This is a genomic window from Paenibacillus mesotrionivorans (assembly GCF_046098205.1).
In the GTDB taxonomy this organism is placed as follows: Bacteria; Bacillota; Bacilli; order Paenibacillales; family NBRC-103111; genus Paenibacillus_AR; species Paenibacillus_AR mesotrionivorans.
In genome coordinates this window covers 88,005-104,256 of the sequence record NZ_JBJURJ010000023.1, presented here as the reverse complement: position 1 = coordinate 104,256, position 16,252 = coordinate 88,005, and the positions used below count along the sequence as shown (strand labels likewise).

Here is a 16,252-nt window from a genome sequence, read left to right as displayed (position 1 = left end):
CGCCTCATAACAAAAAGAAAGGGTTTCGACGGAGCCCAGAGCACGGATGAGTTTTCGTAACGCAGCAGGCGTATGCGGAATACTTCCATAATACCGGGGAGCTTCTTGGCCGACTTCAGCAATGGCGACGGCGATGGTTTCTTTCGAGACATCCAAACCGATAAATTTTGTGGTAGAATGCATAGTAACAGCTCTCCTTTGCTATGTAGCTCTGAAATGGGTGGTGGTCACTTTCCATTTTAACCTACGACAGTAGCAATTTGGAGGGCTGCCCTTTGTTTACGTTCATCTTAGCTAGAACGCAGAACAATCCGGTTTTTCCCGTGAAATGGAGCAGCCGGAGCACCCGCCATTCCCGTGCGGCAGCATTTAAATGGGTTATAAGCCCTAAAAAACCGGAACAATTTCGACAAAAAGTCCCTGATTTTCGACTGTTCTCCAAAAATAATACGTTCAACGGCAGATTTTTTATGTTATGATATAGGGCGGGGGTGGAAATGAAAGGAGAGTTGATCGTTGACTAAGAAAAAGGGTTTGCTTATTATCCTTTGCATCTTCGGGCTTTCCGCTCTCGTCTTCAGCCAGTGCGTCGGTACACGGAGCAATGGCGGTGATTCCACAGCAACAGGCCTTCCCAGCTCCCGTTCGGCTTCGAACGGAAGCGATTCCACAGAAGGCGGCCAAGTCATCAAGGTGGCTGTCGCAATGGATTCACGGGAATACGACCTGTTCTCCCGCATGGCCAAGCGGTTTTCGGAAATGCATGAGGGCATTGATATCCAGATCGAGAATGTTTCACAGCTGGAGGCGTACGAGAAGTGGAAGAAGGCCGCCCAGTTGGGGGAAGCACCGGATCTGATGCTCTTGGACAATGATTGGGTCCAGGAGTTTGCCGCGTTGGGCTTCCTGCAGCCCGTAGGGGAATTCTTCTCCACGGACCAGCAGAATGCCCGGATTGCCAAGCTCATGAATCAGGTAAAATGGAACGGCTACATATGGGGTGTACCCAAGGATGTTGATCCGTATATCCTGGTCTGGAACAAAAAAACCGCAACGGAAAACAAGCTGTCCCGCGCGCCGGAAACAGGCGACGAGCTGCTGGCGTGGAATAAGCAGCTGATGAAGCCGGAGGATGGCCGGTACGGCCTCTATTTCGATCCTCAGGATCCGTATGCCTTTATCGCGGCGGCTTCTTCTTTGACTTCCGGCTGGCTGGGCAAAGAGGAAGTGTGGACCAACGACGCCGAGGCACAGAAGCGGCTGGAGAATTTCCTGGCGCCCCAGGAGGAAACCTGGGCGGGCAAGGCATTCCCCAAGAATTATCCGCTGCCCTCCGCAACCTGGTCACCTTGGGAGCTGCTGGCCAAGGGGCAAATTGCTGCCATGATCACCACTGTCTCCGAGTACAAGCAGCGTGCGGCAGATTCGAACCTGGGAATGGCCTCCATTCCGGTCCTGGTCGCCAATGACCAGAAAACCGTCTGGTTAAAGGGAAGAAGCTTCACCGTCTCCTCCCGTTCCCCGCACACCAAGCTGCTGATGGATTGGATCAAGGAGCTGACCACACCGGAGAGTGAAATTGCTTTCTGGACGGATGCCCAGATGCTGCCCGCCCAAATCCCGGCTTACAGCCTTGTCCCGCTTAAGGGAGATGAGCAGATCAAGTCCTTTGACTGGCTGATCAGCCAAGGCAGAGTGCTGCCCATCGCCTCCGAAACCTCCAAAAGTTTGTCCGCCCTCCAGAAGGAGCTGGTCAAGCTGTGGAAAACGGAGAATACAGTCAAAACACTGATGGAGCACACCGACAAGTCCTGGAAACTGGAAGACCGCAAGCCGTAACTCGACTTTCATCCGCTATCATCGACTATCAACCACATATCTGCACACAAAAAGACCCGCGGGCCCCAAGAGGCAACGCGGGTTTTTCACATTTAGGAGCAGTCTCTTACTGCTTGATGCGCAGGTGCAGAATGCCGTTCTTCATGTTAACCTCCGTAACGCTGATTCCTTTGAGGAAGAGGCTAGGGGTAAAGCCCAGATCAAATTCCTCCTCCAGGGACCGGTTGGAAGTCTCCGGAAGTATGAAGCCGCTGTACGTAAGCTGATCCACATGGAACTGCAGCTTGTTTACGGTTTTGTTCTCAATGGTATAGTGCCCTTTGATGGAAACATCCACACCGTCCTCACGGCCGGAGGCGAACAGCTCGTCATTTTCGAACCGGAAGCTGATATTGTTGAACAGCGGGTTTTTGGAGCGGAAGAAGGTAGTCAGATCGCTGTCGGAAATTTCGAAAACCATACTGCCTGTTTTAAAATCGATATCCTTAATATAGGTGCTTGCGTTTTTGCCGGTTAATAGCTCCGGCAGGCTTTGCATCGCCTGCGAAATAGAAGCCAGATATTTGCGGAACATGGGTACGCCTTTGTCTTTCCACTCCACCGTAAAACGATCCAGCTCCTGGCGGAGGGTTTCCCCGTCAGGGCTTGTGGCAATAACCGTTTCAATTTCCTGGGCAATAGTCACCGCTTTTTCCCGCTGGGCAAGGAAGGAGGCCTTCACATCGGCAAGTTCCTGCCGCTCCTTCTGCAGCAGCTCCCGGGAGGTTACCAGACTGTTGTAAGAGTCCGCATAAGCGTTCAGCGAGCGGTGATCATTCTGCACCAGCAGATTGAAATATTCGTAGATGGAGATAGCATCGGACATGGAGCGTGCCGAAAGCACCAGCATCCAGATGTTCACCCGATCACCCATATAGTAGGCGCGCAGCACCTTGCCTGCATGCTCGCGGGTTTTCTCCACCTTTTCCTGATTGGAGGCGATGCTTTGCTCCGTTTCGGCAATCTGGCCCGCAAGCTTCGTGTCCTGTGCCGACAGACGGGCAATTTCCTGGTCAAGCTCCGCAAGGTTAAGTCCCTTCTGGAGCAGCGCGCGGGTTTCCTCTAAAGTGGGCTCCGCTGAGCCGGGTGCCACACTTCCCAGGGAAAGGCTGGTGCATAACACAATCCCCAGAATAAGCCGGAGCGCTCTATGGCGGAAAATATGGTTTAACAATCGCGGTTTGCTTCTCATAGAACGACTCCTAACTCGAAATCGGGAGGGCTCCCCATATGGGGTGGACGTGCTGGGAGAGTCTATCATTAACCATATCTTGCAGCGCCCAAAAACATGACAGTTTTCTTGAAAAAAACAGGCCCAAAAGGGCCTAGGGTGCTCTAGTTACTTCTGCTTGGTCTGGGGCATCAGCAGCTTCAGAATATCGCCCAAGGACCGGGCGTTGGCCGGCGGCTCCTGCTTAAAGGCGGGGGTGCCGTTAATATCGGCGAAGGACTGCTCCAGCTTGATGGAATTGGCGGCGGATGCACCGCCGGCTCCCGTGCCGCTGAAGGTCAGCTGCAGATTCTCGCGGCGTACAAAGCCGGTTTGGTCAACGGCTACGGAGATTTCCCCCGGCGCCTGAAGAACGAAGCCTGCAGCGGCAGACTTCAAGGATTGAACCTGGTCATCCCCGGCAATGCCCGCAGCGGAAAGGCGGTCAATAAGCTCCGGAAGTTTGCCTTTAATAGCTGCTTCAATTTCGCTTTTGTTCTTTTCTGTAATCTCCAGACGGTAAACCGGGAGTTTGCTGCCGTCGGCCTGCACCGTGTCCTCAACAGTGGCAAACCATTTGGCGTCCATATCTGCGATCAGCAGCCGGAAAGCCTCGGAGACCAGCTTGCCGGCTGCCTTCAGACTATCCTGGGTAAAGGGACTGGTTTGCCCGGAGAGGCTCGAAAGCTCCGCCATATCCAGAGAAAAGCTTTCATTCTGCTTGCCTAAAAGTGGAAGCTGCAGATACAATTTGTTATCCTTAAACAATAACGGCAAGGCCATGGCTGTTGTTGATCCCTCCGGGGTGCTTTTCAGCTCGGCCTCCAAGCGGACGGGCTCATAAGTGGCTGCGCCGCTCCACTCCAGTGTGCCCTTGGTCAGCATACCTTTGAGTGCGGAAGCAATCAGGTTTTTGCCGGCCCCTTCAGAGGGCAGCTGGATATTCATCGTGGCTTTTCCCGAGAAGGAATACGCCGCGGCTTCACTTTGCTTCAGAAAGGCCTGCTCCATTTTTTCTTTGGCCAAATCCGGCTCCTTGGTACAGCCGGCCCCCACTGCGGCGACAGCCAGAAGGGTGCCCATAAGCAGGGTTTTGGTAACATTTTTGCGCATAACGGGGATGTTCTCCTTTAACAATGTAAGTTATGTTCCATTATACTGGCATCCGGTTTGTTTGTCTCTATGAAACAGCCTCTTACGAAACCGGAAGATGGAGGAACTCATGAAACATTCTATAGACCATCCTGAGTCCGTCTCAAGTCTGGAAACAGCGGTCAGACGGAAGATCGATGCCGGCTCTCTAGCTGCCATCACGTTCCGGGATTACATGGAGCTGTGTTTGTATCATCCCCAGTGGGGGTATTACATGCAGCCCCGGGAGAAAATCGGCAAAGCCGGCGATTTTTATACGGCATCGAATATCGGCGGCGTTCTTGGTGAAGCGTTGGCTTACTATATTGCCCGCCAAGCCGATTCTCTAACCGGTCCGGTCTGCATGATGGAATGGGGAGCCGGAACGGGAAGGTTGGCGGCGCAGCTTCTGGACGGTATCCGGGAGCATTTCCCGGAGCTGTACCTGCGAATCCATTATATTGCTGTGGAAAAGAGCCCCTGGCACCAACAAAGCCAGAAGCAGCAGTTGGCGGATCACTTACATATTGTCCGGCAATGGACACCCGAGAAAGCGGTGGAAGCAGGCGGGGCAGGCCAGGCGGACTTTCTTTTGTCCAACGAGCTGCTGGATGCTTTTCCCGTTCACCGGCTCCGGCAGCGAAATCAAGCGCTGATGGAGCTTTATGTAGGCTGGGATGTTTCCGCAGGTGGGTTTCATGAGCTCGAGTTACCCTGTGCGGACGAAGCACTCATCCGTTACTTGAGGGATTCGGGAATCGAGCTGGCAGACGGGCAAACCGCAGATATTTCTTTGGAGGCACCCCTCTGGTTGGGCGAAAGGCTGGGGGAGCTGAAAAGCGGAGAGCTAATTACTATTGATTACGGGGATACTGCCTTGGAATTGTTCGGAACTCACCGTATGAACGGCACACTTCTATGCTATAAAAATCATTTGGCTGGCGAAAACCCGTATATTTATGCAGGAGAACAGGATATAACCGCTCATGTGGATTTCAGTGCCTGTATCCGTTCAGGAATTCAGGCCGGCGTCAACCGGTGGCAGCTGATGACCCAGAAGGAGTTTCTCCTGGAAAGCGGCGTGCTGGAGCGTCTGGTGTCCCATGATGGCCGTGATCCCTTCAGTCCGGCGTCCAAACGGAACCGGGCCATCAGGCAGCTCCTGTTGTCCGATGGGATGAGCGAATTGTTCAAGGTGCTGATCCAAAAGAAATAAGTTGAATGGATGTCAAGGCTGGTTTCCGGCGTACTCCCACGCACACCGGAAGCCGGCCTTTTTTTGCCGTGCATACAAGTTAGCTGATTTTACCCGGGAAGCTCTCCTAAAAGGTATGTTTCTAAGAAAAAGTGTCAATACCGAATAGTATGAGAAGACTTTTGCAAGCAAATAGATTCTATGAATTCTAGTATCGGCATAACCATAAGTATGGAGTACATACCAGGCAGTTGCGCATGGCGCCTATAAGATATGAAGCGGTTACCGGCTGCTGAAGGGGCTCTAGTTCTCCGTATGGCAAAAAGAGACCGGAGATCATACGCCGGACGTTTGCACGAAACCGGACATTAGAAGCATGCAAGGGGCACTGCAACAGGAGAATAACCTTTTTTGGGAGGTAGTAAAATGTCAGCAGTCAGACAAGATGCGTGGAGTGAAGAGGATGATTTGATTTTGGCCGAGGTGACACTCCGCCATATTAGGGAAGGCGGCACGCAGTTAGCCGCATTCGAAGAAGTAGGGGAGCGGATCGGGCGGACGGCCGCAGCTTGCGGATTCCGCTGGAACAGTTTTGTCCGCAAAAAATATGAGGCCGCCATCCAAATCGCCAAAAAGCAGCGGCAGCAGCGCAACCAGGCCAAGAAACATTCGTCCGGCGGTGCAACAGCTTCCGTGGCGATGCTCGAGGTCCAGGAATCCGGGTACACCCGGTCTGAAGGAATGATTTCGGAGGAATCCGTATCCATTGATGCGGTAATCCGTTTTCTGCGCCAGTGGAAAACCACCTATGCCGATATGTCCCGGCAAATCCGTACGCTGGAGAAGGATCTGGCAGAAACCCGCGAGACCATGGCCTCGCTGCGCCGGGAGAATGAAAAGCTGAATTCCGAAGTCCATGATGTATCCACCGATTACAGGGTGGTGAATGACGACTATAAAGCGCTGATCCAGATTATGGACAGGGCAAGAAAGCTGTCTCTTCTGCAGGAAGAAGAAGAAGAGGCGAAATCCAAGTTTAAAATGGATGCAAACGGTAACCTGGAGCGTATTGAATAAGAAAATATCCTTCCAATAAGAATAGTCTGACATCAAAAGCGGCTTCCGTAAAAGGAGCCGCTTTTCCTTTCTTGCCCTAAAGTGGTATAGTGGTATAGTGGAAAAAAGGATGTGGGAGCATGAACATCGAGATTATCGGCGGCGGCTCATTGGGTTTGCTGCTGGCAGGCCGCCTCGCGGCGGCTGAAGGCGGAGGTTCGCTTACGCTGGTTGTGCGTACTCCCGGGCAGGCGGCGGCTGTTTCCCGGTTGGGGATTACGGTACAGGAGCAGGACGGCAAACATCTGCATGCGACGGATGCCGGATGCCTGGATTTTGCCGCTTATTCCTCAAGGCTTCACCAAGCGGGAAGCGGCGCAGACTGGATCATTCTTGCTTTGAAGCAAAAGGATATCAGCCCCCAAGTTGTGGAGGCGGTCCACAGACAGGCCTCGCAGAATACACGCTTATGCTGCATTCAGAATGGCATGGGGCACTTGGAGAAGCTGCGGGCTGTTTTTGAAGGAAGCAGGCTTTATGCCGCGGTAACCACAGAAGGCGCTATGCGGGTTTCGGATACGGAGGTCCGGCATACGGGAGCCGGAAGCACACGCGTCGGTGGTGTGGAAAAGGAAGAGCTCCTTACCCGGCCGTATGCTGAATCGCTGGCAGAAATGTTATGCAGGGCGGGCTTCCGCACTGAGGTTTCTGATCATATTCAGATGGATGTTTGGGACAAACTGATTATGAACTGCGTGATTAACCCGCTAACCGCCCTGTTGGAGATCCGCAACGGCCAGCTGCTGGAGCAGCCCCGGTGTATGGAGCTCATGAGGAGCTTGTATGAAGAAGCGGAATCTGTTGCTGCGGCTGCCGGATACGGAAGGCCGGAGGGGGTTCGTTGGGGAAGGCTGGTTGAGGTGTGCCGGGCAACGGCAGGGAACCGTTCGTCAATGCTGCAGGATGTGACGGCGGGTCGCCTTACGGAATTGGAGTGGCTGACGGGCAGCTTGCTCCGGGAAGCGGAACGGAATGCTCTCAAACTTCCTTTCCACGAGACAGTTCACCGCTTGGTTTTGGCCAAAGAAGCTTTGCGGGCGGGCTGCGAATAGGAAGCAGATTGTCGAAAGCTTAATTAATTTGAATAAAAATACTTCAAAAATGTATAAATATAAGTTATCATAATTCCATGGAAGCTTTTCTTAAAAGGTTTACCCAAGAGAGGAATTTTTTCCACAAGAAAATCGTAGATTTTATTAACCGCCGGTTGTATAATTGAAAAAGATTATAATTCGGCCGAAAAAGATAAACCTTCTTTTATTGAATTGTTACTTACTTGTGAAATTTGTGAAGGAATTGAAAAAAATTATTTACAGGTCAATAACTTTATGTTAAAAATAATGACATGGAATTTATTTAGTGTGAGATAATCTCACATGAAGAAAAAGGCGCAAATTCGAAATGTTTTTGACCGGTGTACAAATGTTCATGGAGTTGGGCTAATGGTGTGACAATCGTCACTGCTGGACGGTTGTTGTACCTTTACCATAAAAAAAGTATTCAGTATATTCGGGAGGGTTACTATGCAAACGAAAAAGTTGTTAGCCGCCACGCTGTCCTCTGTGATGGCACTTGGCGTAGCTGCAGGTTGTACCACAACATCTTCAGATGAAGGCACCAGCTCTACAGCACCTTCGGCTTCCCCTGGAGCCAGCACCGCGGCTTCTACCGCACCCTCTGCTAAAGGCGCCGTAATCAACACTTACATTAACGGCGAAATTCCTACCATGGACCCAGGTCTTGCCAAGTCCACCTCATCCAGCTGGTCTTTGGACCACGTATTTGAAGGTCTGTTCTTCCAAGACAAAGACGGACTGGTTCCCGGACAAGCAAAAGATGTTAAGATCAGCGAAGACGGCCTGACTTATACCTTCACCCTGAAGGACAACCTGAAGTGGTCCAACGGTGATCCGTTAACAGCAGCGGATTTCGAATACTCCTGGAAACGGGTTTTGGACCCAGCCTTCGCTTCTGAATATGCTTACCAAATCGGTGACTACATTAAGGGCGGCACAGAATACAACAGAGCTGACCCCAAGAAGCTTTCCGCCGAAGAAATGAATAAATTGCGGGATGCTGTAGGCGTTAAGGCAACCGACGACAAGACTCTGGTCGTTAATCTGGTTAACCCGACTGCTTACTTCAAACAGCTGGTTTCCTTCTATACCTACTATCCGGTCAACAAGAAGGTTGTTGAAGCCAACCCCAAGTGGGCGAACGAAGCTGCAACCCTTGTCGGCAACGGTCCTTTCACAGTGAAGGAATGGAGCAAGGACAAGAAGATGGTGGCTGTCAAGAACGAGAACTACTATGACAAGGCCAAGATCACTGCTACCCAAATTACCTGGAACAACATCACAGACGACAACACTGCATGGCAAATGTACACCACCGGTGAGCTGAATGTTTATCAATCCGTAACTCCGGCTGCTATCGAAACTGCGAAGAAGAGCGGCGAGCTGATTGTATCTCCGAAGCTGGCTACTTACTTCTACCGCTTCAATGTAACTAAGCCTCCTTTCAACAATGTGAAGGTTCGTAAGGCTCTGACTATGGCCATCCAACGTCAGCCGATTATCGACAACATCACCAAGACCGGACAAACTCCGGCATTCGCTTTCGTATCCCCCGGTATCATCATGGCCGGCAAGGACTTCCGTACAGGCGACGCCGCTACCCAAACCTACTTCAAGGAAGACGCTGCAGAAGCCAAGAAGCTGTTGGATGAAGGCTTGAAGGAACTGGGCTTGACTGCCTTCCCCAAAACCGAGCTGACTTACAACACCAATGAAGGCCACAAGAAAATTGCTGAAGCCATCCAAGAAATGTGGAAGAAGAACTTGGGTGTGGAAGTTACCCTGGGTAATGTTGAATCCAAGGTATGGACTGACAAACAATCCAAGCTGGATTATCAAGTCATTCGTACCGGCTGGATCGGCGACTACCTGGATCCGATGACCTACATCGACATGTTCGTTACAGGCGGCGGCAACAACAACACCGGCTGGAGCAACAAGCAGTATGATGAGCTGGTAGCAGCTGCCAAGAAGGAACAAAACGAAGCTAAGCGGATTCAACAATTCCGTGACGCAGAGAAGATCCTGATGGATGAAATGCCGATTATGCCGATCTACTTCTACACCTCGGCTAACGCCATCAAGAAGGACATCACTGGTGTCTACACTCCTGCTAACCGTGAAATGAGCTTCCGTTATGCTGTTACTAAGTAAATAAAAAAGATCGCACATGAGGTATGCCGTACGTGCAGGCATACCTCATGTTCTGATGATAGAGGCTTGGGAAGGGGTAACTAACTTTATGCGATCATTTCTTATTAAAAGAGGAGTAAACGCCGTTCTTACGATTTTGGTGATAATTACTCTAACCTTTATACTCATGCATTCCGTACCTGGCGGACCTTTCACCCAAGAGAAACCGGTGCCTCCTGCTATTCTGGAAAATTTGAATAAATTTTATCATCTGGACGAGCCTGTCTGGAAGCAATATTTCCGATATGTGGGTTCCCTGCTGCAGGGTGATCTTGGCCCTTCCTACAAATCACAATCCCGGGATGTTAACCAAATGCTGAAGGAAGCTATGCCAGTAACCGTTCAGCTGGGTTTACAAGCCTTGGTTGTTGCCGTTATCGGCGGTTTGTTCTTAGGGATTACTTCCTCGCTGTACCATAACAGAATTCCTGACCGACTCGCTACCATATTAGCGGTTTTAGGAACATCTGTGCCCAGCTTTGTAATCGCTACCTTACTTATCCAATTTCTTGCGGTTCAATTTCATTGGTTTCCAGTCGCCACATGGGCGTCCATGAAACATACGGTTCTGCCAACACTCGCATTATCGGCTTCGCCTCTTGCGCAGATCACCCGGTTAATGCGTTCCAATATGCTTGAGGTGTTGAATCAGGATTATATCAAAACGGCTAAGGCGAAGGGTTTGCCTTATGTGCGTGTTGTGGTTAACCATGCCATCCGTAATGCGATTCTTCCCGTTATCACCATCCTTGGTCCGATCACGGCTCATCTGGTTACCGGTTCTTTTGTCATTGAGAAAATTTTCTCTGTACCGGGTTCAGGTAAAATGTTGGTAGACGGCATCAATAATCGGGATTACTCCCTCATTATGGGTACTACTGTGGTTTATGGCATCGCGCTTGTCGTCATACTCTTTATAGTAGACCTGCTGTATTCCATCATAGATCCGCGCATTAAGCTGAGGGGGTGAACCGGATGTCGATGAATATTAATGAAAATATGTTTTTGCCTGCGCCTAAGGATGATAATGGCGAGCGCATTGTCCGCCCTAGCCTTACGTATTGGCAGGATGCTTGGCGCCGGTTGAAGAAGAACAAAGTGGCGATGACCGCCTTGTTTGCTTTGATCGCATTAATTTTGCTGGCTATATTCGGGCCGATGATCCGCCCGTTTTCTTATTCGGAGCAAAGCTTCATGAACGTAAACAAGCTTCCCAATGCCACCCACTGGTTCGGCACGGATGACTTGGGCCGTGACCTCTGGGTCCGTGTTTGGTTTGGCGCCCGGATTTCATTGACCATTGCCATCGTGGCTGCCAGCTTGGACCTGATGATCGGGGTTATCTACGGAGGCATCGCCGGCTACAAAGGCGGCGCTACCGATAACTTCATGATGCGTATTGTGGAAATTCTGTATGCTATCCCTTATCTGCTGGTTGTTATCCTGTTGATGGTTGTTATGGAAAAAGGCTTGCTGACGATTATCGTCGCCATGACCGCCTTCGGCTGGATGGGTATGGCGCGGCTGGTCCGCGGCCAGGTTATGCAGATGAAGGAACAAGAGTTTATTCTGGCCGCCCGCACATTGGGCGCCAGCAACAACCGCATTCTATTCAAACATCTGGTGCCCAACACCTTGGGCGTTATTATCGTTAACATTACCTTCTCCATCCCCGGCGCCATCTTTACCGAGGCAACCTTGAGCTTCCTGGGTCTGGGTATTCCCGCTCCCCAAGCGAGCCTTGGTACGCTGACAAGCGACGCCATCAGCAGCATTATCCAAGGGCATCCGTACCAGCTGTTTTTCCCTGCTGCTGTAATTTCTCTTATCATGTTGGCCTTTAACCTGCTGGGTGACGGTCTGCGTGATGCTCTTGACCCACGGATGCGCAAATAAGCGGACTTACAGGAGGTGGACCCCATGAACAAAGCAAGCAATGACCTTATACTCGATGTTAAGGATCTCGAAGTCTCCTTCAGCACGTATGCCGGCGAGGTTCAGGCCGTACGGGGAGTATCTTTCGATTTGCATAAAGGCGAAGCACTCGCCATTGTAGGCGAATCCGGCTGCGGCAAGTCCGTAACCGCACAGACCATCATGCGTCTGATTCCCATGCCTCCCGGAAACATTAAGAAGGGGCAAATTTTGTTTGATGGCGACAAGGACTTGGCCAAGCTGTCCGACAAGGACATGGAGCATATCCGCGGTTACGAAATGGGTATGATCTTCCAGGATCCCATGACGTCCCTGAATCCTACCATGACTGTCGGCAAGCAAATTGCCGAAAGTCTGGTCAAGCACCAAAAGCTGTCCCAAAAGGCTGCTATCGAGCAAGCAGTTGAGATGCTGAAGCTTGTTGGCATTCCCAGCCCGGAATCCCGGGTCAAGCAGTATCCCCATGAGCTGTCAGGCGGTATGCGCCAGCGGGTTATGATCGCACTTGCTCTGGCCTGCCGTCCCAAGCTTCTGATTGCGGACGAACCTACCACCGCATTGGACGTAACTATTCAAGCGCAAATTATCGACTTGATGCAGGATCTGCAGAAGAAGCTGGGGATGTCCATTATTATCATTACCCATGACCTTGGTGTGGTAGCGAATATCGCCCAACGTGTTGTGGTTATGTATGCCGGCAAGGTAGTGGAAGTCGGGAAGGTAGATGATGTATTCTACAACTCCAAGCACCCGTATACATGGGGCTTGCTTGCATCCATGCCCCGCCTTGATCAGTCTGCCGATGAGCCGCTGATGCCCATTGAAGGCACACCTCCGGATTTGTTTGCCCCGCCAGTTGGCTGTGCTTTTGCTGCCCGCTGCGCTTATGCCATGGATATTTGCAAGAAGATAGACCCGGAGCTTACCGAAATCGGCAAAGGTCATGCGGCTGCTTGCTGGCTAACCCATCCGATGGCGCCTGAAGTATCCAGGCCTGTTGCGAAGGAGGTACGCTAGGATGAAAGAGGAAACTTTACTTGAGGTCAAAAATCTCAAGAAGCATTTTAATGTCAGAAACGGCGTGCTTAAAGCGGTGGACGGCATTAACTTCGCCATTAAACGCGGAGAAACCTTCGGTCTTGTAGGCGAATCCGGCTGCGGCAAATCCACTGCAGGCCGGACCATTGTGAAGCTGTATGATGCCACAGAAGGCGAAGTGCTGTTTAACGGTGAGAACATCTACAAGTACAAGGGCCAGAAGCTGAAGAAGTTCAATCAACAAATGCAAATGGTGTTCCAGGATCCTTACGCTTCATTGAATCCCAGAATGACCATTGAGAATATTATCGGCGAAGGCATTGATATCCACGGCTTGGCTTCCGGCAAGGAACGCAAGGAGCAGATCTATCAGCTGCTCCAAGACGTGGGTCTGAATTCAGAACATGCCGGACGTTTCCCCCACGAATTCTCCGGCGGCCAACGGCAGCGGATCGGGATTGCCCGGGCGCTTGCCATCCAGCCGCAGTTTATCGTGGCGGATGAGCCCATCTCCGCTCTGGACGTTTCCGTTCAGGCGCAGGTGGTTAATCTGTTCAAGAAGCTCCAGCGGGAGCGGGATTTGACTTATCTGTTCATTGCCCATGACTTGGCGATGGTAAAGCATATCTCGGACCGGATTGGCGTTATGTATCTCGGCAAAATGATGGAGATTACGACTTCTGAGAAGCTGTACTCCCACCCGCTTCACCCGTATACCGTTTCCCTTCTGTCGGCAATTCCGATTCCCGATCCTGAAGTGGAAAAGAAACGGGAGCGCATTATCCTCCAGGGCGAAGTACCGAGCCCCATGAATCCGCCCAGCGGCTGTCCCTTCCGGACCCGTTGTCCGAAGGCCATGGCCAAGTGTGCGGAATCCATGCCGGAGATGAAGGAAGTAGAGCCCGGCCACTTTACAGCCTGCCATTTGTACTAATTCTAAAGCAAAAACCGCCTGCCGGCATTCCCCAAGGGAGCCGCGGCGGTTTTTTATTACAGGTGGGGATAAGCTACACGGCCGGATTGGGCTCGTCCTTAACGAGTGCCATTACGCTTCTATAAAACAGCAGCCAGCACACCGCGATAACCGCGCCCCAAACCCAGTTATACATCCGGATATAAAAAAGGTAATTGTCATACCCAATGGTAAGTTTGCCCAATCGTTCATTGTAAAAATGGGTAAGGACCGACCATTTGATAAAGGCGAAGCCCAGGCTTTTTACGCCCATCAGAACAGTAATCAGCTGCAGCAGCCTCCAGGGTTTGGGCGAAACGTACAGCTCACGGGTTTCCTGGCGGTTATAACCTTGGAGCTCGGCCACATCCAAGGCAAAGTACATGCTCACCGGGCGGCGTAGAAGCAGGGTGAGGCCGTAGAACAGGATCATGACTACACTTTGCCATAAGCCGTACAGGAACATATTGCGTACAGAGCCGGCCAACAGGTCCAAGGCGGAATCGATCAGCATGGTCGTCAGCAGGAAAATGCCTGTAAAGTTGGCTTTTTTGCGGATAGCCAGTGTCAGCACGGTGTAGATAATACCCGGAATGCCTGTAAGTAAAATCAAATAATAGTCAGGCAGGTGGCCTTCTCCCAACCGCCAAACGGCTATCGGGAGCACAAGATAAATGACGACGTCCCAAAGCATACTTGATTTCATTGGATCCCCTTCGTCAGCAGAACAAGCTGCTGGGATAGAATGGGATTATCGTAGCGTCTTCATACTTGGTTGTCAATGAAAAACTTGATAGGCATAAGCAGTTTGGTATTTGTGCAAAGCTTGGCTTTGCGTTAAGATAAAAGCTGGACATGAGAGGAGGCCGGAGCATCTTGCAACTGGTAGAAGCGGTACGGAGCAAAAGCCAGCCGCTGGCGGAGGATTATTGCCGGCATTACGATAAGGTGGCAGAGCGTTTCGATTATCATCCTTGGCAGGCCGGCGAATGGGAGCGACGGGCAGACTGGTTAGCCTCCACTCATTCGGAGCGGGCGCCGCGGGATAGCATGATCGAGGTGCTGACAGCATACAATCTCAAGCAAGGAAACGACCATGAGGCCGTCCGTCAATCCCTTGCTCTGTTGGCGCAGGAGGATACACTGGTAATAACAGGCGGCCAACAGGCAGGTTTATTTACAGGACCGCTGCTGGTGATTTATAAAGCAATTTCTATTATCCGGTTGGCCCGTGAGGCTTCGGCCACGCTGGGCAAGCCGGTGGTTCCGGTTTTCTGGATTGCAGGGGAGGACCATGACTTTGATGAGGTGAATCATTGGTTTGCCTTAACCCCGCAGCTTGCTGTGGAACGGTACCGTCTGGAGCATCCCACAGGCAAACGCGAGGCGGTAAGCCGGCTGGATTTCGACTCCTGGGCTGATGCTCTGGCAAAGATGGAGGAATGGCTCCAGGACAGCGACTTCAAGCCTGATCTGATGGCGCGTCTGCGGGAATTTGCGGATGTATCCCGGACGTTGACGGATTATTTTGCCCGGATTATGGGATGGCTGTTCGGAGCCCACGGCTTGGTCCTGCTGGATTCCGAGGATCCGGCCCTGCGCCGGCTGGAGAGCCCCATGTTCCGGCGTCTGTTGGCAGATTGCGATGAGCTGAACCGTTGTGTGCTGGATGGCAGCGCGGCTGTGGCAGAGCTGGGTTATACCCCGCAAGCGGACCAGACTCCGGGGCAGGCCAATCTGTTCTTCTATGATGACAATGGCGAGCGGACCCTGCTGTACCGGGATGGAGACGGGTTTACCAACCGGAAACGGACCTTCCGCGTGGAGAAGGCAGAGCTGGAGCGTCTTGTGGAGGAGGAGCCCTGGCGGTTCAGCAATAATGTCATGACCCGGCCGATGATGCAGGATTATGTGCTTCCGGTGCTGGCTGTGGTACTGGGACCGGGGGAAATCGCCTATTGGTCCTTAACCCGGGAGGCCTTCCACCGGATGGGGTTGTGGCTGCCAATCATCAAACCCCGCCTGGAGTTTACCTTAATTGAAGGAACGGTACATAAGAATATGGAAAAATTCGGCCTCACGTATGATGCCGTAATGGACCAGTTCGATGACTTCCGCCAGGAGTGGCTGATGGACCAGGGGCAATACGAGGTGGAGGAGCTGTTTTCGGAAACCCGCAGGAGATTTCTGGAGCTGTACCGGCCTGTTATGGAAACCGTAGCGAGCCTCAATCCCGGCCTGGCGAAGCTGGGGGACACCAACAAGCAAAAGATTGTGGAGCAGATCGAATATCTCCGCAACCGGGCTGCGGATTCCCTGCAGAGCAAATTTTCCAGCGGGCTGCGCCAATTGGACCGCATCCGGCTCAGCTTGAACCCATTGTCCAAGCCGCAGGAAAGAGTGTATAATGTGTTTGCTTATTTGAACCGTTATGGAAGCGGCTGGATTGATGAGCTCATTGTCACATCTTATGACAATGACGGTAAACACCGGCTGATGTTTTTTTAATAGAAACGATAACCAATCCT

The 16,252-nt window shown here is 51.7% G+C and carries 13 protein-coding genes and 1 pseudogene; 10 read left to right on the top strand and 4 right to left on the bottom strand.

Annotation, left to right across the window (positions count from 1 at the left end; genetic code table 11):
* Nucleotides 1–183, bottom strand: a pseudogene (locus ACI1P1_RS26880) (IS110 family RNA-guided transposase); the annotation flags it as partial.
* 333 nt (nt 184–516) lie between these two features.
* Between ACI1P1_RS26880 and ACI1P1_RS26875 the strand changes: the two are divergent.
* A complete protein-coding gene (locus tag ACI1P1_RS26875; protein ID WP_416219611.1) occupies nt 517–1,839 on the top strand; it encodes a sugar ABC transporter substrate-binding protein in 1,323 nt (440 codons plus the stop codon).
* A 106-nt stretch (nt 1,840–1,945) separates the two neighbouring features.
* Here the strand turns inward: ACI1P1_RS26875 and ACI1P1_RS26870 are convergent, their stop codons facing one another.
* Nucleotides 1,946–3,070 (bottom strand): coiled-coil domain-containing protein, encoded by a 1,125-nt coding sequence (locus ACI1P1_RS26870; RefSeq protein ID WP_416219610.1) that lies wholly within the window; start codon nt 3,068–3,070, stop codon nt 1,946–1,948.
* A gap of 147 nt (nt 3,071–3,217) precedes the next feature.
* Nucleotides 3,218–4,201, bottom strand: a complete 984-nt coding sequence (locus ACI1P1_RS26865; RefSeq protein ID WP_416219609.1) for a hypothetical protein — start codon at nt 4,199–4,201, stop codon at nt 3,218–3,220.
* Between the two features lie 109 nt (nt 4,202–4,310).
* On the opposite strand from ACI1P1_RS26865, the gene ACI1P1_RS26860 reads away from it, so the two are divergent.
* The 8 genes from ACI1P1_RS26860 (at nt 4,311) to ACI1P1_RS26825 (ending at nt 13,706) form a co-directional block, all read left to right on the top strand.
* Nucleotides 4,311–5,435, top strand: a complete 1,125-nt coding sequence (locus ACI1P1_RS26860; RefSeq protein WP_416219608.1) for a class I SAM-dependent methyltransferase — start codon at nt 4,311–4,313, stop codon at nt 5,433–5,435.
* Between the two features lie 405 nt (nt 5,436–5,840).
* On the top strand, nt 5,841–6,491 hold the full coding sequence (locus ACI1P1_RS26855; protein ID WP_416219607.1) for an RsfA family transcriptional regulator: 651 nt from the start codon (nt 5,841–5,843) through the stop codon (nt 6,489–6,491).
* A 119-nt stretch (nt 6,492–6,610) separates the two neighbouring features.
* The gene (locus tag ACI1P1_RS26850; protein ID WP_416219606.1) at nt 6,611–7,582 is read left to right on the top strand and encodes a ketopantoate reductase family protein; all 972 of its coding nucleotides are present in this window, start codon (nt 6,611–6,613) and stop codon (nt 7,580–7,582) included.
* 471 nt (nt 7,583–8,053) lie between these two features.
* Nucleotides 8,054–9,760, top strand: coding sequence for a peptide ABC transporter substrate-binding protein (locus ACI1P1_RS26845; RefSeq protein WP_416219605.1), 1,707 nt, complete (start codon nt 8,054–8,056; stop codon nt 9,758–9,760).
* Between the two features lie 88 nt (nt 9,761–9,848).
* Nucleotides 9,849–10,769: an ABC transporter permease gene (locus tag ACI1P1_RS26840; RefSeq protein ID WP_416219604.1), complete on the top strand. Its 921-nt coding sequence runs from the start codon at nt 9,849–9,851 to the stop codon at nt 10,767–10,769.
* 11 nt (nt 10,770–10,780) lie between these two features.
* Nucleotides 10,781–11,695 (top strand): ABC transporter permease, encoded by a 915-nt coding sequence (locus ACI1P1_RS26835; RefSeq protein WP_416219619.1) that lies wholly within the window; start codon nt 10,781–10,783, stop codon nt 11,693–11,695.
* Between the two features lie 24 nt (nt 11,696–11,719).
* Nucleotides 11,720–12,751 carry an ABC transporter ATP-binding protein gene (locus ACI1P1_RS26830; RefSeq protein ID WP_416219603.1) on the top strand — a complete coding sequence of 344 codons (1,032 nt, stop codon included), beginning with the start codon at nt 11,720–11,722 and terminating at the stop codon, nt 12,749–12,751.
* A 1-nt stretch (nt 12,752) separates the two neighbouring features.
* The gene (locus ACI1P1_RS26825; protein WP_416219602.1) at nt 12,753–13,706 is read left to right on the top strand and encodes an ABC transporter ATP-binding protein; all 954 of its coding nucleotides are present in this window, start codon (nt 12,753–12,755) and stop codon (nt 13,704–13,706) included.
* Between the two features lie 73 nt (nt 13,707–13,779).
* Here the strand turns inward: ACI1P1_RS26825 and ACI1P1_RS26820 are convergent, their stop codons facing one another.
* A complete protein-coding gene (locus tag ACI1P1_RS26820; RefSeq protein WP_416219601.1) occupies nt 13,780–14,430 on the bottom strand; it encodes a VC0807 family protein in 651 nt (216 codons plus the stop codon).
* A 170-nt stretch (nt 14,431–14,600) separates the two neighbouring features.
* On the opposite strand from ACI1P1_RS26820, the gene bshC reads away from it, so the two are divergent.
* Entirely contained in the window at nt 14,601–16,232 is a 1,632-nt protein-coding gene (gene bshC / locus ACI1P1_RS26815; RefSeq protein WP_416219599.1) for a bacillithiol biosynthesis cysteine-adding enzyme BshC, read from the top strand.
* Nucleotides 16,233–16,252: the final 20 nt, after the last annotated feature.